This is a genomic window from Paenibacillus sp. XY044 (assembly GCF_002257645.1).
In the GTDB taxonomy this organism is placed as follows: domain Bacteria; phylum Bacillota; class Bacilli; order Paenibacillales; family Paenibacillaceae; genus Paenibacillus_AQ.
In genome coordinates this window covers 215734-241909 of sequence record NZ_NQMO01000006.1, presented here as the reverse complement: position 1 = coordinate 241909, position 26176 = coordinate 215734, and the positions used below count along the sequence as shown (strand labels likewise).

The following is a 26176-nucleotide window of genomic DNA, read 5'->3' as shown; positions in this document are numbered from 1 at the left end:
CTTACTTCAGCCTTCTGCGGATATCGTTCAGCTTGGAAGAAATCTGTCTGTAGAACTGGTAGCGGTCTTCTCCGTCCGCCAGCTCAACCTTCTCGTATTCGAGACGGTCGCGGGCTTCCAGGAAGGTCGCCGACAGCTCCTCCAGCTTGGTGAGCAGCGGGGTGATATCCTCCGAAGCGGTCAGCTCGGCATCCCGGCGGGACGATTTGCGCAGCAGGGTGCTGCGGCTCTTCTCATCCAGCCCGCGGAAATGCTTGAACACTTCGTATTCGACGTAATTGACGCTTTTCAGCAGATTGGCAAACGGCTGCCACGCCTCTTCTTCCGGATCGCGGTCGTAGACGTACAGGGCGCCCTTCTTGCAGATCGTGCCGGTGTACATCGCTTCGATAAACTGGTCCAGCCATTTCTCTTCATCCTGATGCTGGCTGATGATATCCTCCAGTTCGGCAGCCTTGGCGGCGATGGCAGTATACTTGGCCAATTCAGCCCGCACCCGGGTAATGAGCTCCGGCGAACGGATCAGGTTTTCCTTGGCCAGATCCTCATTGATCGAGCCAAAAATATCCTTCGATCCTTCCCGCTCCAGCCCCTCACTCAAGTAATGCTTCAGCTCGGTCAGCGCCCGTTTTACTTCGCCCAGGTTCGGCTTGGCAGCATTCAGCTGCATGTCGTACGCGCGCAGCGCAGACTCTGCTTCAAACGGCTTCGTAAACACCACCGTGTAGCGGTTGCTGGTGTTCTGGTCGTCATTCTTCAACTGAACCACCTTCAGCTGAAGCGCCTGGTCGAACTCGGTGCGGACACGGGCGTTGTAGCTCTGTACCCGCGGGTTCACGTAGGTCTCGCCCCACGATTTTTCCGGAATCGGCGAAGGCAGGTACGTCCAGTTCACGCGGTCGGTCTGCACCAGGTGGCGGCCGATGCCTTCTTTGTCCAGAATCGTGCGTTCGTAGCTCTCCTCGTACACCTTAAGCGGCGTATAAACGAACAGCGGCACGCCGTTTTTCGTGTTCAGCCAGAAGATCCGGTTCTTCACTTCGCTCTCTTTAACAGTAAAATGCGATTTGCCCACCGAGTTGTTCTGGTAATTGCGGATCCCCTTCAGGATACTCGGCGCCTGCACCGGCACGGAGACAAAGCCCCACGACGGGAAGTACAGATTGCCTGCGCTGTTGCTTAAGTGGAAGACCGGCACGGCCTCTTCGTCCAGCTTGCTGGCGATGTTCCGCTCCACAAACTTCTCGATCGACTCCTCCTGGCCGAACTTCATAATCAGGAAGTCTTCCATCGAGCGGGTAATGAGGTCGCCGAACTTGTCGGTCAGAAATTCCGAAATGGAACTGACCACGTCGATCTCCTGCTCGCGGATCCAGCGGCCTGAATGGTCTAGCAACTCCTGCGCAAAGTCGCGGATCAGGTCGTCGACATCCTTCTGCTCCATCATGCGGTTAATGACCTTCGAGATATCGGGCACGCTGACCAGATTCCAGTAGTAGGTTTTGTTGCCCTTGTGATCCTGCTGCTCCTCCCCGTTCAAGAGGATGTCTCCGTTTTTGGCGAAAATGGAGTTCAGCGCGTTCAAAATTTCGGTATATACGTTATAAATGCGGTTGTTTTCCTTGTTCAGCAGATCGTACAGATCTTCGTAGAACTCGATCATTTGCTCGGTGCGCTCCACATCCGCCATCAGCCAGTATTCGTTGATCTTGGCCTCGATGTAGAAGTTTTTCTTCTTGTCCTTGGATACGAAAGCGCTCTTCGCATCGCCCAGACGCTCGTTCGCCTGCTCCCGTGCTACCTCGATATCCCGCGGAATGCGGGTCAGGTTCTCGCGCAGCGCCTCAATGTAGGAGAGCAGCATTTTGAGCAGGCTGAACCCCTTCTCCGTGTAGATCAGACGGGACACGTAGAACGGTCCTTGCTGCGGATGCAGGAACATGCGGCGGATCTGGTCGCTGAACTGCGCCACGATTTCGCCCGGCAGCTGCTTCTTCGCTTTGATGTATTCCTCACGGGCCCGCGCCAGGAAATTTTGCTCCAGCTCGGTGTCCATGTTGACGACCTGATTCTTAACGACGTTCGTGTAGCTCAGGCGCTCGCTGTTCTGGTAGCCGGGCAGCGGCTCCGGCACGCGCGATTCGAACGTCTTCACCATCGTGTCGAGATCGACGCCGAGCTTGTGGGCGAACTTCTCCACGTCTTCTTGGCTGGGCGCTTTTTCGAACATCGTTTCCATTTTGCCGAACAGGCGGTACGCCAGGAACGTCGTCATTTCCTCAATCGGAAGCACGGCCGACGAGGCGCCGATGATGTTGTAATCGTAGTTGGCCGGATACGCCTTGTTCATTTGGGCGATGTTCGTGCGGATGTTGCTGATGTAATCATGAATGGCAAACTCTTCGCCGGACTGCTTTTCCTCGCTGGCCATGAAGTTCGTAATGTTCTCGGCGGTCACGTTCATGCAGTAATCGTAGGCATTCTCGAGCAGCTTGCCTTCCGTGTTGGTCGCCGAAATCAGATGGCACAGGTTAAACGGCGGCAACGGCGAGTTGACGGTCAAAATGTTGCCGTACTGCTGTTTGAACCGCTCTCCGCGAGAATCCACGTTCATCCAGTAATCGAGCTCTTTGAGGGCCGCGTAGCCGTTCTTCTTGATGTACTCACGCGTATGTTCGCTAAGGCTCTTGTTCGCCAGGTTAATATCCGGCGTGAACAGATAACCGAGCGTGTTGACCCGGTCGATGCCGGCGGAGCCATGGTCGCGCTCGATAATGCCGCGGACGATATAGGCGATGTCCAGGAAGCAGCCGCTTCCGGTACCGCCGGAGAGGCCGGTCAGCAGAAACACCATCAGCTTTTTGTTGGTGCCTACGGACAGCGTCTTGATCTTCTTGTCGATCGCCTGCACGACCTGGTTGATCTTCGTGAACAGCAGCAAGCGTCCCGCCTGGCGAACGCCCGCCGCGCCGTTCATGCCGTCGGTGATGCTGAGCTCGGGCGACAGCCAGTCCGTAATGTACGGCTCCAAAATGCTGCGGTTCTGCAGCAGTCCGCCGATTTCGGCGTTCGACAGCAGCACGAATTCGTTGATCGGATCAAGGCCCACGCCTTTGTAGCGCTTGTTACGGTCCTGCTCGTTCGTTTCAAAAGCCAAAAACTCGACGTTGTCCGGCTTGTCCATTTTTTTCTTGGAGAGCGGATCTTCCGGCAGCTTAAAGCGCCGGTTGATCTGGTATTTCAAGCGCAGCAGCGCATCGATGCCGGTGCCGCCGAGGCCGATGATCAGAATCGGATTGTCAATCGTGTCCACCCGGATTTTTTCGCTGACGATACCGCCTCCCAGCGACACGTCCAGCTGTTGTATATGTTCTCTAACGACAGGTTTCATAGGTTCCCCTCCTGGAAAAGGTGCATTGATATGAATGAACTTTTACACCAAATATTCAAATTGTATCGTTTTGTCAATCTGCTGGAGAGACACGCTCAGGCGGTCTCCGCTCTTCAGCTCCACCCCGGCGGATGCATCCAGCACGCGGCCGGAACGTTCGATCGTGCATGGCGAAGCATTCTTCAGCACCAGGCGGTCATTCTTGCCCGGCGTAAACATGATTTTGTCGGTTTCCTTGAGTTCCGGCGCCAGCTGCAGCAGCTGGTGCAAATTGAACTTGCCCCGGAACGTGGTCAGCTTCTTATATTGCGGGTACGTCTTCTCTCCTGTATTCTCGTCACGGATCTCGATGACCATCTGCCCGACAAAGCCCCGGTTTGCCTTCTTCACGGCATTCACCATCAGGGCAACCGCAGCGCCAATGGCCGCAAGTACGATCACACCGATGACGACAGTCCATATCGGAAAAGGCTTCTTGTCATCCTTATCCGCGGCAGCCGTCCCGGAGCCCGTTCCTGAAGCCGCCGGCTTCGCGCTGACGGTAACCGGCTGTGTTTCACGGTAGAAGCTTTGGTCTTCCGCACGCACTTTCAGTTCGTACTGGTGCTTGTCGGGAATTTTATAAGAACCTTCGAAATGGTCTCCTTGATTCGTCAGCTTAACTTCCTCGGTTTTGCCCGTATCGAGGTCCTTCACCAGGAGCTTGGCGGTCATGCTGCCGTACAGCGCCTGATCCTGAAGCTTCTGGCCGCTGCTGACCAGATACGACTTGATATCTATCGTGTCACCCGGCTTCACCGATTTGGACGGCAGCGAATCCATCGTCAGGTCCAAATCATAGTTAAAGACGAGATTGATGTCGATTTTGTCCTTTGGAACACCCTTCACCTGAAGCTTCCAGTCGCCCTGCTTCGGCTTCAGCAGCTTAATCAGCGAGTACGTCTTCGATTTGGAGCTCAGTACGTTCGCCGAAGGGATGGTTTGAGCGGCGCCGGCAGGGTCGGTTAATTTCACGTCGACCGGGCTGCCGGACATCATCGAAATGTTCGCTTCCAGCACGTTCGCGTTCGGAACGCTGATGATCACTTCCTGATAGCTGCCGTTCGCGGTAATCGACTGCACCGGAACGATCTTCAGCTTCTGATGGCTGGCGAAAATTTCGCTTAAGATTTGCGGCAAATCATCCGCCGAGCTGGTGGAAAAGGATTTGGCCCCGGTCTGGCTGGCCAGGTCCGCCAAGGCGGCCTTGTTCAGCTTGCCGTCGGCATTCAGCCCGATCGTATAGATGGGGATGCCTGCCTGCTTCGCCTCCTGCACGGCGGCGTTCAGCTGCTGGTCGGCCTGCTGCTCCGTCTTGCCCGACTTGGGATCGAGCTCGTTGTTGCCATCCGCCAGGACGACGATCATCGGCTCATGGCTCTTGTCCAAGCCCTGTTTCAGCACCTTCACGGCTTCATCCACGCCGACCGAAATGTCGGTATAAGCGCCGCGGTCAAGCTGGTCGATGAACTGCTTCAAATCTTCCTTGTCCGCCGCGGACTGGATTTCAAGCAGCGCCTTCTCCCGCTGGATCTTGTCTGTATAGGAGACGATCCCGACCTTGTCCCCCTGGGCGGACAGCATGTCGATGAACATCTTCATCGCCTCGCCGCTGATCCGGTTCGGATCGCTCGCCTTCATCGAATTGCTGGCATCCATCACCAGCACGGCGTCAATCTGGGAGGACGGCTGCCCCGCGGCCGAAACCGGCGGCAGGAAGCCGCACCAGGACACGAGCAGCAGCACCGCGGCCAGCAGGCACAGCGCCCATTTATTTTTTGTATGCATAAGGTTTCTCCTTCACAACGTTAGTCTTCGGCTTTCACCATTCGAGGCCAGTATTCCGCAAAATTCGACCTTTCCTGGCCGCAAGAGGACTTCTATTAACTCTAGGCAAAAAGTCTTAAATATTCCTTAAGAAACGATAAAAAAACGTGAAGCGCCGTTTCTAGTTTCATTCCATATTCAGTAGAAACTTCCATGCCAAGCGCTAAAATATCCCAATCTATAACATTATGATATAATTATACCTGCCAAAGTTCAATGTTTACAGGCACACCGCGGCTCGTAGGCATTAGGGCCTATCTATTAATTTGCATAATTATCCATCCGAAAGAAAGGAATATTGATATGATTGCTTACGGATGTCTCGCCGTTTTGTTTCTTTTTGTTTTGATCAAATCCGTCAATTATTTCAGAGGCCAGAAGACCGCGCCGCTGCCGGAAGAGCTCGACGAAACGCTGCTCACCATCGCCAATCCGGGAGACCGCCATGGTTAAGAAGACGCCGGTACGTCTGCGCCCCTATTATAAAACGAGATATGCCTACCAAAAGTTAAGAGTTTGCAAACATTGCCATCATTTTACCGTCCTGTGGGAAGATACGTGCGCTAACTGCGGCCGGCACGCGCTTATACCGGTCATGGACCAGGCGGCGATCAATGCCAAGCGGTCGATGCAGACCGAAAGGCTTGTCGCCCTTCTGCTGACGCTGGTAGCGGTGCTGCTGAGCCAGACGTTCCTTCAGATCGCCGTCTCCCTGGGCGTGGGCATCCTGCTGACGGTGCTCCTGTGGCTGCTCCAGCGCCGGATGCTTCCGTCCGAGACGCGCCGCCAGCTGGACAAGCTGCTGCACCGCAGCCAGCGCCTGATCTTAGAAGGCATCTATTTGAATCTGTCCACCGCCTCGGCCGCCATCAAAGATGACGAGCAAATCGGTTACGAGATTCTGCGGGAGATCGCCACCATCGTGCATAACGACCGGATCCGGCTGCAGCAAATCGTGCTGCTCCAGTCGTTCGTGCTCCGTAAAGACATGGATCTCGAACTGGAGCCGCTGCTGATTGAGGATTTCGATTCCGACCTGGCCGCTTATATCGGCGAAATCGCCAAGGTCAAACGCGAGCTGATCAAAGCCAGCGCCATTCGTTATCTGCTCATTCATGAGCGTTACATCCTGCAAATGAAGCAGGGCGCCAGCATTATGACGGCGGCTGCGGGTGCAGCTGTGCGTATGAAGAAGTACGTGGACATGTATCCTGACTTCATCCGGCGCTACGCGCGCGGCCTGCCGCGGGAACGGTTTTTGCGGCTGTACCAGATCGTGCGGCGCAATCCGAACCAGTCCTGGGACGGTCTCCGCGAAGAGGTATCCGCCATTTATAATGAAAAATACCGCTCGGACCCGGATTTTCAAAAATGGGAATAAAGAGGCCATAAAGATATGACGATGAAAAACGCGCTAACCCTGCGCAATTTGTATATTTTGCTCTGTGCTGCGGCAGTGGTCCTGATCGGAGTCAAAGGCTATGACATGAACCGGAAGATCGAGTGGGTCGCCAAAGCGGGCCAGTACTACGAGCAGAAAGATCTGATCAACGCGGAGGAATGGTACCAAAAAGCCGCCGCAAACCGGTCCATTCGCTACAAGGAAGATCTGATCGCCTCCCGCCTGAAGGAGCTTGAGCCGATCACCTCCATGAAGCAGTCGCTGTCCCGTCTGGATCAAAGGGCGGAGACTGCCGCCGGGAACCGGGATTTTGACGGAATCATGAATGTGTACACCGACTTGGTTGCCGCCAAGAAAGAGTATATGGCTGCCAGCCAGCCACTGGCCGCCTATTATCCGAAGATCTCCGCCATATACGGGATTTCAGAGGATCTGACCAAGGATTTCAAGCAGTTCCAGTCCCTCTTTTACCAGCAGGCAAAGGATCAATTGGCCAAGGGGCAGGCTGACGATAATACCTTTAAATGGAGCCTGCTGGCCATTCCGGCCGAATTCTATGGCGGAGCGGAAGCGAAGAGCAAGCAGTTAAGCGGTAAATTTCAATCGTACGACGAGGCCCTGATGGCCCGCAAGGCGGGTGCCGGGCAATATCAGGACATGCTGGACTGGTCCCTGTCCATGATGACGGAATATAACAGCCGCAGCTTTAAGGCGAATTGGGTCAAAGAGAAAGCCGATTCCCTTGCCCGCACCCTGCTTACAAAAGACGTACAGGGAGATCAGGCGGCGAACTTTGCCGCCCACGCCAAGATGTATGCCGCGTACATGGCCGGCACCGGCATAAAGCAGTCCGCCGTCCAAGATTATATCACCCGGCAAATCAGCACCTGGCTGAAGAGCGCCGACCGCAAAGTGAAAAACCATAAGTATGAAGAGGCAATCGCGATCTACCAGGCCTTATCCGGCTACAAGGATACGGAAGACAAGATCAAGGCGGCCCAGCTGGCCTGGACGGTTCACGATCCGGTCCGCCTGCTGCAGAGCGCAGATCCCTCCCCGGCTTACGACTTCGTCAGCGGAGGAGCGGATCGCTTCGGCGGCAAAGCCTATGCCATCGGGGCGGACGGCAGCAACACCGTCTATTTCGCCCGGATGAACGGCGATGAGACGGTGCAGGCGTACAGCAGCCACGATTTCCCGCAGGGCGCTGCCATCCGGAAGGTCTCCATCGAACCGTCGCTCAGCATGGGCAGCAAGCCGGTCATCCTGGTAGAGGCGGACTCGCCGTCCCGGAAGGCGCTGTACGCCGCCTATGAAGTTCGGGATAACGGCATGGTCCAGCTGTTCCAACTCAGCGCGGACGGCTATAGCGTTCAATCGGACAAGTCGCTCCTGGTGACGAATCCGGAGGTTGGCGCCAGCGGCGTGACTGGTGGTACGGACGCCCCGGGCAGTACGGCGCCAAACGCGGTATATGAGCTCCACGGTGATGCTTATGAATTTGCAGGCTTCCAGCAGGACTTTACGGATATCACAGCAACCGACCTATCGTCCCATCCGGGAGAGAAGGTCCGCTTCACCATCTATGTCGTCCAAGGCGGTCAGGGTGAGGCGCTCGCCGAGATGGAAGGGTCGTATATGAAACTGAGGGGCAATTTTCAATTCACCGAGGGCAGCGTGACCGTCATCGGGACCTACCGCGATTCCGAGGAGATGTACCCGGACGGAGATCAGACCGTCGAGCCTGTGAGCGTGCCGGTCGTTGACGTGGAACGGCTGGAGTAGGTTTGGGAGGCTTCGGTTACATCAAACAGGATTTAAACGTACGAGGTGGGCCACTCCGCCAAACACCGTCTCTTTTCCGATGGAGACGAACCCAGTTGAACATCGTGCAAGAACCGTTCGTGAATCGTTCTTAGCATCGTTCTGAACATTAAAAGGCTTCCGCTTCGGCGAGAGGCCTTTTTGTTATGCCATTTCTTCAATTACGTCATCTTTTGTCGTATATATGGATTATTCTGAAGTTGTCTAAGATACGATATGGCAGAACGAAAGAGAGGGATGGATTCGTGGACGAATTTATCGAAATCGAAGGGGCGCGGGAACATAATCTGAAAAACATTTCGATCCGCATACCCAAACGCAAGCTGGTCGTGCTGACGGGCCTGTCCGGGTCGGGCAAATCGTCGCTTGCGATGGATACGCTGCAAAAGGAGTGCCAGAGGCAGTACATGGAGTCCATGGGGATGGTGACGGACTTCATCAGCAAACCGCGGGTGGATTCCATTCGCGGCCTTTCCCCTTCCATCAGCGTCAGCCAGCAAGTGTCCAACAGGAATCCCCGGTCCACCGTCGGGACCGTTACGGAAATTTATACGTACCTGCGTGTGCTGTACGCCAAGCTTGGCGTGCGCGTATGTCCAGCTTGCAGTCAAAGCATTCACCCCGTCTTCGAAGACAACCCTGCGGTGTCCGAAGAAGATCTTGAAGAAACTGAATATGCTGCGGAGGGGCCTATGCAAATGCCCTGCCCGCACTGCCATGCCCCGATCCCGAAGCTGGCGATGGCCCACTTCTCCTTCAACAAGCCTGAAGGAGCTTGCGCTACCTGCACGGGAATCGGCATCGTGACCGATATTGCCGTGGACCTGCTTTTGCTAGAAGACAAGAGCATCTTGGAAGGAGGCGTAACGCTCTGGGACGGTTGGGTTCGCGAATACTATGCGGACGTGCTGCTGGCGGCATCTAAACATTACGGCTTCCCATACGAGCCGTACATGCCCATCCGCGAATATAACGCGATCGCGCGCGACATGCTGCTCTACGGCGCAGCCAGCGAACAGTTCCAGCGGCACTTCCCCGGCGTCAAGCCACCTAAATCCGTGGCCAAGGGCAATTTTGAAGGCCTGGTCACCCATCTGCTGCGCAAATACAGGGAACATGACGGGGATCCGGAAGGCTCAGGCTCTAAGAAATGGGATCGGTACTTTATGAAGCAGACCTGCCCCGATTGCCGGGGATCACGATTGGGGAGGGAAGGCCGGGTCGTTACCATTCAGGGAACGACCATCATCGAGGCGGCCTCATTCACTCTTCTCCCGCTCTATGCCTGGCTCAAGCAGCTGGAACAGGATCTGCCAGGCGAAAGCCTGGCCGTATGGGAGCCCGTTTTCAACGGATTGGCGGACCGCATCCAGCGGCTGATCGACGTCGGGCTCGAATATCTGTCGCTGGACCGGAAGGCGAGCACGTTATCCGGTGGGGAGGCCCAGCGGCTTCGTCTCGCTTCGCTGCTCGGTTCGGGTCTCACCGGCGTCCTGTACGTACTGGACGAGCCAACGGCCGGGCTCCATCCGCGGGATAGCCACAAGCTGATCCGGGTGCTGAAACGGCTGCGCGATTTAGGCAATACCGTGCTGGTTATCGAACACGATACCGATGTGATGAAGGCCGCGGACCATCTGGTCGAAATTGGCCCGGGCTCCGGAAAGGAAGGCGGAACTGTCGTGGGCACCGGAACGCTCGAACAATTGAAAGCGATCCCCGAATCCGCTACCGGACGGTATTTGCGGGAAATGGACATCACCGGCCCTCCGGCGCGGAGAGCGGGCAGCGGCAGCAAGCTTACGATCGAGCAGGCTTCCGCCCATAATCTGAAACAGCTGACCGTCAGCTTTCCGCTGGGATGCCTAATCACAGTGACGGGGGTTTCGGGTTCAGGCAAATCCACCCTACTCTTCGATATCCTCGAACCCGCGGCAAAATCCCATCTTCGTTTGTCCGGGAGTAAACCGGGCAAATTTGAACGCATGACCGGTCTGGAGCATATCGACAGGGTCATTGCTGCCGACCAAGCCCCGATCGGAAAAGTTTCGCGATCCAATATCGCAACCTACACCGACCTGTTTACCCCGATCCGCAGCTTATTCGCGGAGCTGCCCGAGGCTCGGAAACAACGGCTGAGTCCCAAGCATTTTTCTTTTAATACGCCGGACGGCCGATGCGAAAAATGCCGCGGCATGGGCACCCTACAGCTGGATATGCACTTTCTGCCGGATGTGGAGGTGCGCTGCCCCGTTTGCCTGGGGAAACGGTTCAAAGAGGAAGTGCTGGCCGTGCAGTACAAGGGCTTCAGCATTTCGGACATTCTGAACCTGACCGTCCTGGAGAATGCCGCCCTCTTCGAGGACCCGGAAATTGCCGATATGCTGAACCTGCTGGGCGAAGTGGGGCTTGGCTACCTGCAGCTGGGGCAGCCCACAACGACGCTGTCGGGTGGAGAGGCCCAGCGGATCAAGCTGGCGAAGGAGCTCGGCAAAAAGAGCAAAGGGCATACCCTGTACTTGCTGGACGAACCCACCACCGGGCTTCATCCCAGCGATGTCCGGCATCTGTGCAACTTATTGAATCGGCTCGTGGATGCCGGCAACACGGTCATCGTGATCGAGCACCATCTCGATCTGATCGCCGCATCCGACTGGATCGCCGATTTCGGTCCCGAAGGCGGCGATGCCGGAGGACATTTGGTCGCGCAGGGCACGCCGGAAGACGTGGCGGCTGTTAAGGCTTCTTTTACAGGCCGCTATCTGGCCGAGCATCTGTCACGCTGATTGTCGCTTCGCCAAACGCCATTACATCTGCTGCAGAATGAACCTTCCCATACAGCAAAAAAAGAATCACCCCTGGTCCAATGGACCGTGGGTGATTCTTAATATCCGGATAACTTTCATCCGCTGTGTTCTGTTCTATTGTACCGTCACGACCACCTTGGTCGATTTGCCGCCGAAGCTGACCGTGATCGTCGCTTTGCCTTTACCGGTGGCGGTAATCACGCCGTCCTTCACCGTGGCCGCCAAAATCTTGGAAGACTTCCAAAGGGCCGGCTTGGAGACATCCGCATCCGTTCCGTCCATGTAGGTCGCCGTGGCTGCCAGCGTCAGCTTGTCGCCGACATGCAGGTTCACGCTGACCTTATCCGTCTGTAAATATTTGAGCGTATCCACTTCGACCGGAATCCGAACCGTTTTGTTGGCGTACTTGGCTGTTACGGTCGTTTTGCCATAGGCGGCGGCAGCGATGACACCGTCGTTGACCGTGGCCACCTTGTAGTTTCCGGTTTTCCATTCCGCCTTGGACGTCACATCCTTGGTGCTTCCGTCGCTGAACGTCACTTCCAGTTTGACGGTAACCGTTTTATCCTTGGCTTTGCCTACCGTCTTCAGCGATACTGCAGTCTCGCTCGCCTCCAAGCCGGAAATGACGTCGACTTCCACCGGAATCGTTACCTTCTGCCCGCCGTACTCGGCGGTAATGTTGGCTTTTCCGCTCTTCAGACCGGATACCAGGCCGTTATTGTCTACCCCGGCAACCGTGGAGCTGCTGGACTTCCAAGCTGCTTCCTTGGTCACATCCACTACCGTGCCCGTGGCATCCTTTGCGGTCAGAGTCAGCTGCTTCTTGTCGCCCGCTGACATGATCACGAGCGTATCCGACGCTTTCAGGTCGCTGACGAGCCCGACTTCCACGGTCATCGTGTAGGACTTGCCTTCATATTTGGCCGTAATCGTCGCGGTGCCTGTCGCCACGCCGGTGATGATTCCATTTTCATCGATGTCGGCAATATCCTTTTTGTTGGTACTCCATTCGACCTTGTCTTTGGATGAGATCGTCTCGGCCGTCCGGTCCGCACCGTAATCCAGCACGATGCTTGCCTGGTAGGTAGCGTCCACCTTCAGGGACAGCTTCTTCACCGGCAGCGAAATGCTGAGCGGCATGTCTACCGCTACGGCTGTCGTTACCGTTACGCCGCCGTATGTAGCGCTGACCTGGGATTCCCCTTTTTTGAAGGCCGTCAGATTCCCAGCGCTGGCATAGACAACGTCCTCATTACTGGATTTCCACACCGCTTTGCTCTGTACTTTCTCGGATTCCCCGTTCGCATAGGTAGCGATCAGGTCCAACTGCTTCGTCTTCTCTCCCGTCAAGCTCAGCGCGACCTTCTCGACCAGATCGAGGTGGCGCGGCACGTCGACGTCCACATTAATGGCTACGCTCTTGTCGCCGTATTTGGCGGTAATGGTGGCTGCGCCCGGCGCGATGGCCGTAATGACGCCTTTGTTCACATAAGCAACCTTTTCGTCACTGGAAGACCATGCGGCATCTCCCGTAATGTCCACCGGATCCTTGTCTGGATATACCGCTTCAACCTTGATCGGCTGCGTGGTGGAGTCGCCGGCATGGAGGAAAATATCCTGCTTGTCCGCCTTCAGGCGGATCGTCTTGTCGACATCGACCTGAATCGTCGCCGTCTTCGTGCCGTACTTCGCGGTTATTGTCGCGGTTCCCGGGCCATAAGGGGTAATTTGCCCCTTGATGACGTCCGCCACGCCTTCGTTGCTCGACGTCCACTCAGCGTCGGCCGCAACATTATCCTTGGTCGTACCGTCCGGATAGGTCGCTTTCAGCGTCACCTGAACCGGCGTCTTCTCGCTCAGCAGCATGGATACCTGCGCAGGGTCTGCATCAAGCCGCTTCACCACTTCTACGCTCACCGGAATCGTTACGGTCTGCTTGCCGTAAATCGCCGTCAGCGTTGCCGTCCCCGGACCTACCGGAGTCACCGTTCCGTTCACGACGGTCGCCACGCTGGTGTTATCCGTCGACCAGTCCGCTTTATTGGAAACTTCCTCCGTGTTGTTGTCCGTATAGGTTGCAGTCAGTTTGATTTGGGGCTTGTCCCCCAGCTTCAAATCCAGGCTCTGTACATCCTTCGTAAGCGCCTTGACCTTCTTCGTTACAGTCACCGTCACCGATTCGGACACGTCCCCGAATTCGGCTGTAATCGTTGTCGTCCCCTCGCTCTTAGCTGTTATCGTACCGCTATATATTGTGGCAACTAAGTTGTTCGAGCCTTTCCAGCTCGCCTTCACTGTCAAATCTGCCGTTGAATTATCCGAATATACACCCGTCGCGGTCACTTTTGCCGTATCGCCGATTTCAAGGGTAAGCTCATTTTTGGACAAAACCAGCTTGGTCAAATCCGCCGTGGCAGCCCAGGTCGTTCCGGCATAGGCCATGCACAGCACCATAACCAGGGACATGACCAGTACCCTTTTTAATCTGATTCGCAATGTAAATTCCCTCCAATTCCCTATTTTTGAGTAGTAATACGAAAAACGTCTATCGTCGTACGTTCAAGGAAGCCAGACCGCATTTAGCGGTAGTTTTCCTTGCGATATAAGGAAGCCGAATCTCACGAAGCTTATACTCTCTTATATCTTTAAAAAAAAGACCCTACCTCCCATATCGGTCAGCCCAGCCAAAAATGTTAGTTTTTTGGAGATTTTCTACACTTTTCGATAAAAATCGTCGTTTAACTTCTGAAATTCTGCGCGTCAAGCACACTCAAAACGGGTAATCCTCTAATTGGTAAACCTTCTAGCGAAACCTGTAAGGGGGTCATGGCGTCTAATTAAGATAGGAGGTGCCATAAGCGCATGATCATTCCTGACCATGAAATCATTGAAGAAGCCAACTACCTGGTGCAGGAGCATTACGGGGAAAGAAACCCGTTGAGCGTCACCATCGGCATTCTGGAGAACGGGGACCATTTTTACACCGGCTGGGGACAGCCTCCGGGCTTCGATTATGCATCAGCCATCTATGAAACCGCATCCGTGACGAAAGTTTTTACGACCTCACTTCTGTGTATCCTGCAGCGTCAGGGCAAACTGCAGCTGAAGGATACCATAGGCCAATACATACCTGAAATCACCTCGAACGCTAAAGTCAGCGCCATCAAGCTGGAACAGCTCGCCACGCATACCTCCGGGCTCCCGCGGCTGCCGTCCGGTCTGAAGCAGACCGTGACCGACAAACTGAACCCGTATCAAAACTACACCGAGCAGCATCTGCTCCAGGACCTGCTGAAAACCAGACCCTCCTCGGCCGGTAGCTTTGAGTATTCCATCCTCGGCGTAGGCCTGCTCGGTCTCATCTTGAGCCGCTGCACCGGCCGGAGTCTGGAACAGCTCATGCGGGAGGAGATATGCGGTCCGTTATTTATGGAGGATACGGTCTTTGAATTGAACGAAGAGCAGCAGTCCCGTCTTCTCCCCGTGTACACGGCCAACGGCAAACCGGTTCCCCACTGGGATCTCGGCGTTCTCGCCGGCGCCGGAGGCTTGCGTTCCACAGCGCGGGATCTGCTCCAGTTTGCGAAAGCCAACGTCGGCATGGGTTCGGCGCCGATCACGGCCGCCCTTCGCGACGGGCAGAAGCCCCGCCACCGCGTACGACGCGGCGAAGACGTCAGCCTCGGATGGATGGTCAAGACCGGCATCTACCACGACCGGATTCACTGGCAAAACGGCGGTACGTACGGCTCGAGCAGCTTCCTTGGCTTTCACATGGAAAAAAACACGGCGGTCGTGGTGCTGTCCAACAACGGCAGCTTCGCGATGAAACTGATGTCCATGATGAGGCCGCAGAAACGGCATGTGGACGAGATCGGTTTCCAGCTGTTCAAGCAGCTGACCAAAACGGTCTATTAACCGGCTCGTTCTCAGTAAAAAATCCTCAACTAAATAACACAGCCAAAAAGGCTGCCTCCCCGGTTTGCTCGCAAGCCCGGTTGAAGGCAGCCTTTCTTCTTCTAACAGCCTTTATTCGATTCGAGATGTCTTTGCCCCGTGTGTTTACGCCTTTTTATCCGTCGGCACCTGGCAGGAACCGTCCGTGCAGGAGAGATCATCCCCGTCAGCGCTGTTCCCCAGCAGCGTCAGCGGATGCTCCTCTTTCCAGATGTTGTCCAGCGCCTCAGCAAATACCTGGGTCGGCTGCGCGCCGGAAATGCCGTACTTCTGGTTGATGACGAAGAACGGCACGCCGTTGATGCCGAGCCGGCCCGCTTCTCCCTCGTCCTTGCGGACATCGGCCGTGTATGCATCGCTCTCCAGCATGGCGGCTGCCGCAGAAGCGTCAAGCCCGATTTCACCGGCCAAGCGCGCCAATACCGCACGGTCTCCCAAATGCTCGGAATCGGTGAAGTACGCCTTGAACAGACGCTCCGTCATCTCGTAACGCTTGCCGAACTCCCCGGCCCACTGCGTCAGACGATGCGCGTCCAACGTGTTGGTCGGAACCAGCGTATCGAAATTGTACGTGAGTCCCACCGTCTTGGCTTGCTCGGTCATGTTATCGTTGGCCGCCTTGGCCTGCTCCCAGCTCATGCCGTACTTGGAGGCCAGAATGCTGTGAATGTCCTTGTCATTATCTCTCGGCGCGCCCGGATCCAGCTCGAAGCTGCGGAAAACCACCTCAATCTCATCCTTGTGTGCGAACGGCTCGAGGGCGGCCTCAAAACGGCGTTTGCCGATATAGCAGAACGGACAGGCAAAGTCCGACCAAACTTCGATTTTCATATGCAAACCTCTCCTTTTAGAGTGATGTTCTTTGATAGGTAAACTGATACTTTTTCTATCACAGTAAGAGTTAAAAGAAAAGCAGTCACTCGGATCGTCCAGCTGTAACTGCATCAGGTACATTATATCGTGATTACCGGGAGCACGCAACCGGCCTTGAGCCGATCTCCCGTTATATCTAGCCGGCCTGTCCTCTCGGTTAACCGGTCGTCGGTACGGTTGCCGGCACGGTCTCCGGTCCGTCCTGCGGTTCGATCAGCGCATGTTTCTCCCACGCCCGGCTCCGCCAGCGGAAATACATAATGATGGCGCGTGCCCATTCGTCCGCAGCAATGGCAAGCCACACGCCGGCAAGGCCCATGTGAAGCTTGAATATGAGGAAGTATCCCAGCGGCAGGGACATGCATACCATAGACAAGAGCCCCATATAAACCGGGAACTTGGCGTCTCCCGAAGCGCGCAGCGAGTTGATGATCACGATGTTGACCGTGCGGCCGGTCTCCAGCACGATGCTGAGCAGGATGACCTGCGCCCCCATTTTGATAATGAGTGCATCGTCCGTAAACAAACCCATCAGCGGAACGCGGAACAGGATAATGATCAAGTCGATGACGATCGTGGCGGCCAGCGCCCACTTCACGCTTTGGAACACCCGGGTGTAGGCGTCCTGGTTGCGTCTTTCGCCGACGTAATGGCCGACCATGATAGCCGTGCCCATGCCGATCGCCATGCTGAACAAATAAATGTACATCGAGATGTTCACTGCGTACTGGCGGGTGGCCATCGCCTCTGCCCCAAGGTAGGTGACGTACAGCGTAAAGGTCAGCTGGCACATTTGGTACACAATGCTTTCTAAAGCCGACGGAATGCCGACGTTCAAAATTTTAAGCACGAATTTCTTCGACAGACGGATATAGTAGCGCCACTCCACATGAACTTCCATGACCCGGTACAGCAGCCAGAAGAAGATCAGCAGGCAGACGAGGCGGCTGAAGACCGTCGAGATCGCCGCACCCTGCACGCCCAGCGCCGGCATGCCGAAATGCCCGAAGATCAGTGCGTAGTTCCCTGCCACGTGAATGATGTTCATCAGGAGCGACACAACCATCGTTTCCTTGGTGAACCCGTGGGTCCGGATCGTTGCGGCAAGGGCATTAATGAGCGCCTGCAGGAAAATGCCACCTCCGACGATCTGGATGTAGGACTCGGCGTACCCGTAAATTTCACCGGTCACGTTGAGCAGACGCAGCATCATTCCGCCAAAGGCGAGAAAAATAACGCTAAGGAGCACGCCTACGGCCAGATTCAGCGTGATCGCATTTCCGGTCACCTGAGCCGCATCGCTGAGCTTCTTGGAGCCCAGGTACTGGGCCACCACGATCGCCGCCCCGCTGCCGATCACCTCCAGCACGAGGATGGCAATGGAAATAATTTGGTTGGCGGCGCCGACGCCGGAGACGGCATTGTCGGAAACCGAACTGAGCATCAATGTATCGACACTGCCCATCAGCATGAACAGGAACAATTCGAGAAATATAGGCCAGGTGAGGCGGACGAGACTGAGCCGTTTTTCTGACCGTTCAGAAGGCTCTTGAACAGTTGCGGTCATGAGTCAGAAATCACCTTTCTTCCAAACGTATTCTTTGAAACAAAGGTATGTTAGCACAGTTTTCATGAAAATACATGACATTTAACAGAAAAACACTGAAAATTTAATATAATTTTTTTGGTAAGCCCTTACTTCCGTAAAATTGACCGCTATTCGTACCGGGACAGCAGTTCAGCCAGTTTTTCACGGATCTGATCGACCAGTGCCTGAGGTTCTTTTACAGTTGCATTCGTTCCCAAACCTATGAAAAATTGGGCGTAAAACGAAAGGTCATGCTCCGGGATCGTTCCGTCCACCCAGCCGGTACCGTCTTCGCGGATATTCAGCTTGGATTCCAGCCACAGCTCCCCCTCGCACCGCTCCACGCCTTCCGGGGTCAGCTCCACATAGCAGCGGAGCTCCGCCGACTCCTCCCCGTGAAAATGCTTCCGGTTTCCGAGATGCACATGGCTGAGGTCGACCGCCTCAAGGCCGGATGTATCCTCGGCGGCGTCCGTAATCCGGTCGCAGCGGAACAGGCGAAAGTCCTTCCGCTGGAAGCAGTACGCCGGGCAATACCACAGCCCCTGGCTGGCGTAGATGCCGATCGGCTGGATCTGCCGAACCGAGCTGCCGCCGCGGGATTCGTAAGTGATGCGCAGCACCTTCTGGTTCACAGCTCCATCCAGCAGCACGGATAAATGAGGCGCGCCCGCCCGCCTGGAAGGGGTAATAAAATCTACCCGATTCTTCATCCGGTCAATCCGGTCGCGCACATCCCCGGGCATGTAGTGATAGAATTTCTGAAGCGCGGACGAGCTTTCCGTCTCAAACGGGATATGGATATAATGCCGGAGGCCGTGCACCGCGAAAAAGATCGCCACCGCCTCTTCCTCCGTAAAGGCGATCGGGGGCAGGATCCGTTCCTTCAGCACCTGGTAGCCGCCGTGCGGCCCCACTTCCGAATATAAAGGGACGCCGAGCTCGCTCAGCTCCTGCAGGTCCCTTAATATCGTTCGGGTGGACACGCCGAACTCGTCGGCCAGTTCCTTGACTTTGAAGCGGCGCATCCGGTTGATCGTCATCATCAGATCGAGCAGTCTTTTGGATTTGGACATATGGGCATACTCCCGTTACTGGATTTGGTGGACACATACTCGGTACACAACTGGGTTGGTGACAAAGCTTGTCATCATTATAAACGACAACACGATCAGGCCCAAGAGATCAGCACAGCCCGGAGTCCTCGCAGCCTGCAGGAGCATGGAGCAGCCTCCCATTCATTCGTTAATCCAATGTTAGATTTTATTACAATTGAATACAAAAGAGTGGGCGATATTGATCCCAGAGAGCTTATGAGCTGACACTCGTCCCTATTCATCCCGGTAAATATCATCACAAACAGCTCTTTTCCTGAAATATCGCGAATATTCCGTTATTAAATGTAATCTTTTATAACAGGTAACGCTTACAAATCGGAAATTTAGTATTGATTATTTTCAGACCATCCACTATGATAAATGGCAACAGGCAGGGTGAAAGTTAAAGCACTTTAACTTTTAAACTTTAACTCGCTAGTATACCTAATATAGGCGGGTTTTATTCGCAACATAAGTTAAAGCGTTTAAACTTTAATAAATTTTATGAGAAAGGTTGGTGCACCCGTGACCCATCGCGAAAGCCGGCGGCAGACGCTGTACATGTACCTGTTTATTTCCCCCTGGCTCATCGGCTTCCTGGTTTTTGCCCTGTATCCCATTCTGTCATCGCTTTATTACAGCTTCACGGACTACGACATCATTCACCCGCCCAAATTTATCGGCCTGGCCAATTATACGGAGATGTTCGGTAATGAGCTGTTCTGGAAATCCGTTACGGTGACGCTGAGGTATACGCTCATCAGCGTGCCGATCCAGCTGCTGCTGGCTCTTGGATTCGCCCTGCTGCTGAACCAGAAGATTCCGCTGCGCGGATTTTTTCGGACCGCGATGTATTTCCCGAGCATGGTGTCCGGCGTGGCGATGTCGCTGCTCTGGTACTGGATTTTCAACCCTCAGATCGGACTGTTCAACTACATGCTCTCTTGGTTCGGCATCAAAGGCCCGGCCTGGCTCATGAACCCGGACTCGGCTCTGTACGCCTTGATGATTATGTCCTTCTGGACGGCGGGCTCGGGCATGATCCTTTTTCTGGCGGGACTGCAGGGCGTTCCGGCGAGCCTGGTGGAAGCCGCCAAGCTGGACGGGGCGGGACGCTTCAAAATTTTTCTCCATGTCACCCTGCCGATGATCTCGCCAGTGCTGCTGTTCCAGCTGATTATGGGCATGATCGATTCCTTCCAAGTGTTTACCCAGGCTTTTGTCATGACCCAGGGCGGCCCAAACTACTCCACCTGGTTCTATGTCTACAACCTGTACACCAGCGCCTTTAAAGAGTACCGCGCCGGCTATTCCTCCGCATTGGCCTGGGTGCTGCTCGTGGTCGTCATGCTTTTTACCGCGCTCGTGATGAAGCTGTCGAACCGATACGTTCACTACGAAGGAGGCAAACGCTAGATGAGTACCCTTCCGGCCGCAGGCCCACACGCGAACAGCGCCACTCCCAAGCGGCGGCGCAGCGCTGACCCTGTCGGCATTCTCAGCTTCATTGCGCTGGTCGTAACCACCTTTCTTATGCTGCTGCCCTTGTTCTTCATGGTGTCGACGTCGCTGAAGTCGAAGAAGGAAATGCTGAAGTTTCCGCCGACCTTCCTGCCGGAAAGCTGGCAGTGGAGCAATTACAAAGAAATCTTCGAGACGCTCCCGTTCGGCACGATGTACATGAACAGCCTGATCATCGGCGTTCTTACCGTGATCGGAACGCTGCTTTCCTCGGCGCTCGCCGCCTACGGCTTTGCTAGGTACCGCGGCAAGGGAAGCAATACCTGGTTTCTGCTTATGCTGAGCACGATGATGCTGCCCTACCCGGCGATCATGATTCCCCAGTTCATCCTCTTCTCAAAGCTGAACTGGATCGACACCTTCCTGCCGCTGATCGTCCCGGCGTTCTTCGGCTCGGCGTACAACATCTTCCTGCTGCGCCAGTTCTTCTCGACGCTGCCCGAAGAGCTGTTCGACGCCGGACGCATCGACGGCTGCAGCGAGTTTCGCATGTGGCGCCAAATCGCCCTCCCGCTCTCTGGACCGGCGCTTGCCACCGTGGCGATCTTCGCCTTCATCTACAGCTGGAACGATCTGCTGACGCCGGTGCTGTACCTGAGCTCCACCGAGAAATTTACACTTCCGGTCGGCATGTCTTCCCTGACATCATCCCGCTTCCGGATTCCGCCGTGGCACCTGCTGATGGTTGCTTCCGTCCTGGCTATGCTGCCAATTGTGACGCTGTTCGCCGTAGCTCAGAAGCGGTTCGTGGAGGGCATCGTACTCACCGGGATCAAGTAATGGCACTTATCCTTTGGCAAGCCCGTCGTCCCGGCGGTTATCCGGCAGCATCATGCGGGCCGGCTTTTACTCCAACAGGATCAGACAGCAGCACCACCCATTACAGTAAGGCGATGGAGGTATCGGTTCATGTACAAGAACAGGAAAAAATCTGGTTTTGCCCTTCTTCTGACGACGTTGATGCTGATTGCTGCCGCACTCTCCGGCTGCAGCGGCGGCAAATCGGCGGGCGATGTGGCTTCCGGTGGCGAGAGCTCCGGAGGGGGCGATAAGGGCGGCACGGTTACGATCACCCACTACACGATCGACTCGGAGGACCGCACGTTCGTCGAGAAGCTGATTCCCGATTTTGAAGCGAAGCATCCGAATATTAAGGTCAAAGTGGAAAAAGCGCCTTATGAGCAGTTTGACAGCAAGCTGCAGACGCTGATCGCCGGCGGCAAGTCCCCGGACGTTACCAGCCATTACGGCTACGGCGGCTTCGCGGAATACTACAACAAAGATATGCTGCTGGATCTGACGGACATCACCCAGGAAGACGGCTTCAAGGCTGAAGATTACGGCATTCCGGACAACCTGATGGGTATCTACAAGGTAAAAGATCGTACTTATGGCATTCCGGTCAATATGTACGTCACGCTGATGCTCTTCAACAAGGATATGTTCGACGCGGCAAAGCTGCCTTATCCGCCGAGTGACTATGAGGACAAGAGCTGGACGTTTGACAAAATGGTCGAAGACGCCAAGAAGCTGACCGTCATTTCGGACGACATCGCCAAAACCCAGTACGGCGTGGATTTCACCTGGGCTGAGCGCGATAACCGCCCTCTCTACTTCGGGGCCGAGCCTTATTCGGAAGACACCTGGGCCAACGGCGGCGTTCCGTCCGCTACCCGTTTCGATTCGCCGGAAGTGGTCGCAGCCTATAACAAGCTGTTCGGTTTGATTTTCAAAGAGAAGGTCTCACCAACGACCGAGTGGAGCAAGAGCGTGGCCGGTCAGAACGGCGATCCTTTTGTTGGAGGCAAAATCGGCATGACCGTTGGGGGTTCGTGGAACCTGGCCGGGTCCAACGATTTTCCGTTCAAAGTGGGCGTAGCCGCCGTGCCTTGGGGCGGCAACGACAAGGTGCGCAGCACGCTGTACGTCGATCCGCTCATGATCCTGAAGGGTTCCAAGCATCCGAAGGAAGCTTTTGAATGGATCAAGTATCTGGTCACCGCCGACGTGCAGGAGAAGTCCATCGAGCTCAGCGGAGGCAACCCGCCGGTGAATACGCAGGCGGCCGAAGCTTATTACAAACATTTTGACGGCGTCGACCCGCAGGACATCAAGAACGTATACGAAGGCGCCATTAAATACGGATTCGAGTCCTATAACCACCTGATCACGAACTACTCGCAAATCAACGACATGTTCATCAATGAAATGCAGCCGATCGAAAGCGGGCATAAGACGGTGGAAGAAGTCATGCCTACGATTCAGAAGAAGCTGCAGGAGATCATCAAACGGTAATGTTGACGATTCAGCGGCCTGCGGATGCCGTCCTTCCGGGCTGGTATCCGCAGATGCCATCCCATGCTTCGCGGACAGACTTCCGTCCATGTATACTAGGGATAAGTTTATAGGTTCGGAAAAATCTGCCCAAGGAGAAATGAAAGATGAAAGTAAGTATTTTTGATGTAGCCAAAAAGTCAGGACTGTCCGTCGTTACGGTTTCCCGCGTGTTGAACGGGGCCGAAACCGTCCGGGAAAAAAACCGGCAGAAAGTGCTCGATGCGATCAAAGAGCTGGGGTACCACCCGAATGCCGCTGCCCGCAGCCTTGCGCGCGGGAAAACCGGAATCATCGGCCTTATTGTGACGACCCTGCAGGATTCCTTCTTCGACGCCGTTGTCAAGGAGCTGAACGAAGTGCTTGCGCTTCACGGCTACTACCTCGCCATTTCGGTATCGACGGGTATCGCTTCGGACGAGAGCCATTACCTGATTCAGGAGGACCGGGTGGACGGACTGATTCTGCTCTCCCCCATGGAGGAAGACAACTACATCGTGGAATTGAAAAAACGCGGCATTCCATACGTGCTGATCGACAATCAGAAGCCGGAGAACGACAGCTTCTCGGTGACGATCGACAACTTCAAGGGCGGCTATGCGGCGGCAAGCCATCTGCTCGATACCGGGTATACGTCCATCGCCCATTTGTGCGGACAGGAAATGTTCCGAAGCACGCGGGAGCGACGTGACGGATTTATGCAGGCGCTGTCAGAGCGGGGACTGGCCCCTTTTGAAATCGTGAACGGGGACTTTGAAATCCGGTTCGGCTACGAAACGGCCGTACGGTGGCTGAAGGAAGGACAACTTCCGCAGGCTGTCTTTGCCGGAGACGACAATATCGCCCTCGGCGTGGTGAACGCGCTGATGGAGGCGGGCGTCCAGGTACCCGGCCAGGTCGCCGTCGTCGGTTATGACGATCAGTCGATATCCTCCCAGCTTCATCCGTATCTGACGACGGTACGCCAGCCAGCGGACCGCATCGGCATCGCCGCAGCCGACATGCTGCTGAAGCGGATCGATGGTACGATGAAGCGCGGAACCAACTTAAAAATCGATCCGGAGCTCATCGTCCGGGCGTCGTCCGTTCCCGGGCACCAAGCCTGACTATACTGGCTCCGGATCATCATGTACGGCAAAAGCATGAATTGATCATATAGGAGTGACGACTATTGGCTTATTATTTGGGAATCGACGGGGGAGGAACCAAAACCTATGCCCTGCTCACCAACGAGCGAGGACAAGTGCTCGGTAAAGGCCAGAGCGGCAACGGGAATCACCAGATTGACGCCGCCGTGGCAGCCAAGAGCATCCAGAGCGCTGCTTTCAGCGCCATCGCCGATGCCGGTCTGCAGCTTGCGGACATCCGCCACACCTTCTTCGGCCTGGCGGGGGCCGACCGTGAGCCGGACTACCGGATTCTGCATCCCATGATCCGAAATATGGGCTTCACGGATTATTCGATCGACTGTGATACCGTCATCGGCCTCCGGGCCGGGACGAAACGCCCTTACGGCGTCGCCCTCATCTGCGGCACAGGCACTAACGCCGCCGGCCGGAATCCGAAAGGCGTGCATGTGCAGTGCGGCGGCTTTGATTATATGTACGGTGATTTTGGCGGAGGCGGAGCCCTGAACATTGAGGTGTTCCGCTCCGTCATCCGCGCCTGGGACGGACGCGAGCAGCCGACGCAGCTGACGGACCTGCTGTTGTCCATGCTGGGATACGATACCGTCGGCGAAATGTTCGACGATTTCTACGACAACCAGCGCAGCGTGCCGGTGAACGCCGCGCGCCTGTTGTTTGAAGCCGCTGCCGGTCAGGATGCCGTGGCGCTGGAAATTTTGAACCGACAGGGCGTAGAGCTCGGAAAATCGGCCGCTGCCGTCATCCGCAGGCTCGGCATGGAGCACGAGGCCTTTGATGTGGTGCTCGCTGGCAGCCTGGTGACGCGGGGCGACCGCGGATGGATCCGCGGTCCGGTTGAGCAGGCCGTCAAAGCCGCTGCACCGGCGGCCTCGGTCGTGACGCTCGCGACTGAACCGGTCGTCGGCGCCGTATGGGCCGCCATGGAGGCGGACGGCATGTCGGTTCCGGAGCAGGTCTATGAGCAAATGCGGCTGTTCCGCGATTTTGATCATATTATCCAAACTACCCGATAGGAGTGAAGAATCATGACTTCAAAACAGGGGTTGAAAGTAGCGGTCATTGGCGGGGGCTCTTCTTATACGCCGGAATTGGTGGAAGGGTTCATCCTGCATCACAGCGAGCTGCCGGTTCGCGAACTGTGGCTGGTCGATATTGAGCCCGGACTGCGGAAGCTGAACATCGTCGGCAGCCTGGCCAAACGAATGGTCGAGAAGTCCGGACTGCCGATCGAGGTGCATCTGACAACCGACCGCCGCAAGGCGATCGAAGGCGCCGACTTCGTCAGCACCCAAATGCGCGTCGGCATGCTGGATGCCCGGGGACGCGACGAAACGATTCCGCTCAAGTATGGGGTCATCGGCCAGGAGACGACAGGTCCCGGCGGGATGATGAAGGCACTGCGCACCATCCCCGTACTGCTCGATATTTGCCGGGATATGGAGGAGCTGGCGCCAAACGCCTGGCTGCTTAACTTTACCAACCCGGCCGGCATGGTCACCGAAGCTATTCTGAAGTATTCGAACATCCGCAGCATCGGATTGTGCAACGCACCGATCGGTCTGATCAAACAAACTTCCGCCAAGTACCAGGTTGCTCCCGATCGGGTCTATGCTGAATTCGTGGGCCTGAATCATCTGCACTGGGTCACCCGCGTCGATGTCGAAGGCGAAGACAAACTGGATGAACTGCTCGCCGATACCGCCGGCTATAGCGCTTCGAACGTGCCGGCACGAGAATGGAACCCCGAGTTCCTTCAGTCCCTGCGCGCCCTGCCTTCGTATTATTTAAAATATTTTTACATGACGGACGCGATGCTCGAGGAGCAGCTCGGGTCCTTCCATCAGGGCATCAACCGCGCCGAAGTCGTGAAGCGGGTCGAAGAGGAGCTCTTCGAGCTGTACAGCGACCCGGATCTGAGTGAGAAGCCGAAGCAGCTGGAACAGCGCGGCGGCGCCTTCTACTCCGAAGCCGCCGTCAACTTGATGCGTTCGCTCTACAACGGTGCCAATGACATCCAGACACTGAACGTGGCCAACCGGGGGACGCTGCCGTTCCTGCCGGAGGACGCCAGCATTGAGGTCAACTGCGTCGTGACGAAGAACGGGCCGCTCCCGCTGCCCGTGACGCGCATCCCGCGGATGGCCGTCGGCTTGATCCAGGCCGTCAAAACCTATGAGCAGCTCGCTATCGACGCTGCGGTCACCGGTGACCGCGGGCTGGCGATCCAAGCGCTGGCTCACCATCCGCTCGTGCCGTCGGTGGATGTGGCCATCAAAATGCTGGATGAGATGCTGGAAGCCAACAAACCCTATTTGCCCCAGTTCTTCGGCAAAACACCGGCCCACCCCTGACGGGTTGATCCGTG

17 protein-coding genes are annotated in these 26176 nt (G+C 55.7%); 11 read left to right on the top strand and 6 right to left on the bottom strand.

Annotated features, from left to right (window positions below):
- Position 1: 1 nt before the first annotated feature.
- Together CJP46_RS23475 and CJP46_RS23470 are read right to left on the bottom strand one after the other, a co-directional pair.
- Complete coding sequence (locus CJP46_RS23475) at positions 2-3391, bottom strand: tubulin-like doman-containing protein (protein WP_094598049.1); 3390 nt, start codon at positions 3389-3391, stop codon at positions 2-4.
- Positions 3392-3433: 42 nt separating this feature from the next.
- Positions 3434-5218 carry a vWA domain-containing protein gene (locus CJP46_RS23470; RefSeq protein WP_094598048.1) on the bottom strand — a complete coding sequence of 595 codons (1785 nt, stop codon included), beginning with the start codon at positions 5216-5218 and terminating at the stop codon, positions 3434-3436.
- Between the two features lie 342 nt (positions 5219-5560).
- Between CJP46_RS23470 and CJP46_RS36645 the strand changes: the two genes are divergently transcribed.
- From CJP46_RS36645 to uvrA, 4 genes are all read left to right on the top strand, one after another.
- Positions 5561-5710, top strand: coding sequence for a hypothetical protein (locus tag CJP46_RS36645; RefSeq protein WP_179281289.1), 150 nt, complete (start codon positions 5561-5563; stop codon positions 5708-5710).
- Positions 5703-6638 (top strand): hypothetical protein, encoded by a 936-nt coding sequence (locus CJP46_RS23465; protein WP_094598047.1) that lies wholly within the window; start codon positions 5703-5705, stop codon positions 6636-6638. Before CJP46_RS36645 ends, CJP46_RS23465 begins: the two co-directional genes overlap by 8 nt.
- A gap of 15 nt (positions 6639-6653) precedes the next feature.
- Entirely contained in the window at positions 6654-8444 is a 1791-nt protein-coding gene (locus CJP46_RS23460) for a hypothetical protein (RefSeq protein WP_094598046.1), read from the top strand.
- A gap of 284 nt (positions 8445-8728) precedes the next feature.
- Positions 8729-11269, top strand: coding sequence for an excinuclease ABC subunit UvrA (uvrA, locus tag CJP46_RS23455; RefSeq protein ID WP_094598045.1), 2541 nt, complete (start codon positions 8729-8731; stop codon positions 11267-11269).
- Between the two features lie 135 nt (positions 11270-11404).
- Here the strand turns inward: uvrA and CJP46_RS23450 are convergent, their stop codons facing one another.
- Complete coding sequence (locus CJP46_RS23450; RefSeq protein WP_256992490.1) at positions 11405-13789, bottom strand: Ig-like domain-containing protein; 2385 nt, start codon at positions 13787-13789, stop codon at positions 11405-11407.
- 366 nt (positions 13790-14155) lie between these two features.
- On the opposite strand from CJP46_RS23450, the gene CJP46_RS23445 reads away from it, so the two are divergent.
- Complete coding sequence (locus CJP46_RS23445) at positions 14156-15211, top strand: serine hydrolase domain-containing protein (protein ID WP_094598043.1); 1056 nt, start codon at positions 14156-14158, stop codon at positions 15209-15211.
- 144 nt (positions 15212-15355) lie between these two features.
- Here the strand turns inward: CJP46_RS23445 and CJP46_RS23440 are convergent, their stop codons facing one another.
- The 3 genes from CJP46_RS23440 to CJP46_RS23430 all read right to left on the bottom strand — a co-directional run bounded on the left by CJP46_RS23440 (position 15356) and on the right by CJP46_RS23430 (position 18787).
- Entirely contained in the window at positions 15356-16081 is a 726-nt protein-coding gene (locus tag CJP46_RS23440; RefSeq protein ID WP_094598042.1) for a DsbA family oxidoreductase, read from the bottom strand.
- 199 nt (positions 16082-16280) lie between these two features.
- Entirely contained in the window at positions 16281-17690 is a 1410-nt protein-coding gene (locus CJP46_RS23435) for an MATE family efflux transporter (protein WP_094598041.1), read from the bottom strand.
- Positions 17691-17839: 149 nt separating this feature from the next.
- Positions 17840-18787 (bottom strand): helix-turn-helix transcriptional regulator, encoded by a 948-nt coding sequence (locus CJP46_RS23430; RefSeq protein ID WP_094598040.1) that lies wholly within the window; start codon positions 18785-18787, stop codon positions 17840-17842.
- A 546-nt stretch (positions 18788-19333) separates the two neighbouring features.
- Here CJP46_RS23430 and CJP46_RS23425 point away from each other — a divergent pair.
- The 6 genes from CJP46_RS23425 (at position 19334) to CJP46_RS23400 (ending at position 26162) form a co-directional block, all read left to right on the top strand.
- On the top strand, positions 19334-20224 hold the full coding sequence (locus CJP46_RS23425) for a carbohydrate ABC transporter permease (RefSeq protein ID WP_256992489.1): 891 nt from the start codon (positions 19334-19336) through the stop codon (positions 20222-20224).
- Positions 20225-21109, top strand: coding sequence for a carbohydrate ABC transporter permease (locus CJP46_RS23420; RefSeq protein WP_094598039.1), 885 nt, complete (start codon positions 20225-20227; stop codon positions 21107-21109).
- 129 nt (positions 21110-21238) lie between these two features.
- Positions 21239-22624 (top strand): ABC transporter substrate-binding protein, encoded by a 1386-nt coding sequence (locus CJP46_RS23415; protein ID WP_094598038.1) that lies wholly within the window; start codon positions 21239-21241, stop codon positions 22622-22624.
- Between the two features lie 146 nt (positions 22625-22770).
- Positions 22771-23769, top strand: a complete 999-nt coding sequence (locus CJP46_RS23410) for a LacI family DNA-binding transcriptional regulator (RefSeq protein WP_094598037.1) — start codon at positions 22771-22773, stop codon at positions 23767-23769.
- A 65-nt stretch (positions 23770-23834) separates the two neighbouring features.
- Complete coding sequence (locus CJP46_RS23405; protein WP_094598036.1) at positions 23835-24824, top strand: N-acetylglucosamine kinase; 990 nt, start codon at positions 23835-23837, stop codon at positions 24822-24824.
- Between the two features lie 12 nt (positions 24825-24836).
- On the top strand, positions 24837-26162 hold the full coding sequence (locus tag CJP46_RS23400) for a 6-phospho-beta-glucosidase (RefSeq protein WP_094598035.1): 1326 nt from the start codon (positions 24837-24839) through the stop codon (positions 26160-26162).
- The last annotated feature ends 14 nt before the right edge of the window (positions 26163-26176 follow it).

Bases quoted from the DNA above. Each gene is read 5' to 3' on its own strand.
- CJP46_RS23440 (WP_094598042.1), bottom strand. From the start codon at position 16,081: ATGAAAATCGAAGTTTGGTCGGACTTTGCCTGTCCGTTCTGCTATATC.
- CJP46_RS23445 (WP_094598043.1), top strand. From the start codon at position 14,156: ATGATCATTCCTGACCATGAAATCATTGAAGAAGCCAACTACCTGGTG.
- CJP46_RS23470 (WP_094598048.1), bottom strand. From the start codon at position 5,218: ATGCATACAAAAAATAAATGGGCGCTGTGCCTGCTGGCCGCGGTGCTG.
- CJP46_RS23460 (WP_094598046.1), top strand. From the start codon at position 6,654: ATGACGATGAAAAACGCGCTAACCCTGCGCAATTTGTATATTTTGCTC.
- CJP46_RS23430 (WP_094598040.1), bottom strand. From the start codon at position 18,787: ATGTCCAAATCCAAAAGACTGCTCGATCTGATGATGACGATCAACCGG.
- CJP46_RS23415 (WP_094598038.1), top strand. From the start codon at position 21,239: ATGTACAAGAACAGGAAAAAATCTGGTTTTGCCCTTCTTCTGACGACG.
- CJP46_RS23420 (WP_094598039.1), top strand. From the start codon at position 20,225: ATGAGTACCCTTCCGGCCGCAGGCCCACACGCGAACAGCGCCACTCCC.
- CJP46_RS23465 (WP_094598047.1), top strand. From the start codon at position 5,703: ATGGTTAAGAAGACGCCGGTACGTCTGCGCCCCTATTATAAAACGAGA.
- CJP46_RS23410 (WP_094598037.1), top strand. From the start codon at position 22,771: ATGAAAGTAAGTATTTTTGATGTAGCCAAAAAGTCAGGACTGTCCGTC.
- CJP46_RS23475 (WP_094598049.1), bottom strand. From the start codon at position 3,391: ATGAAACCTGTCGTTAGAGAACATATACAACAGCTGGACGTGTCGCTG.
- CJP46_RS23435 (WP_094598041.1), bottom strand. From the start codon at position 17,690: ATGACCGCAACTGTTCAAGAGCCTTCTGAACGGTCAGAAAAACGGCTC.
- CJP46_RS23400 (WP_094598035.1), top strand. From the start codon at position 24,837: ATGACTTCAAAACAGGGGTTGAAAGTAGCGGTCATTGGCGGGGGCTCT.
- CJP46_RS36645 (WP_179281289.1), top strand. From the start codon at position 5,561: ATGATTGCTTACGGATGTCTCGCCGTTTTGTTTCTTTTTGTTTTGATC.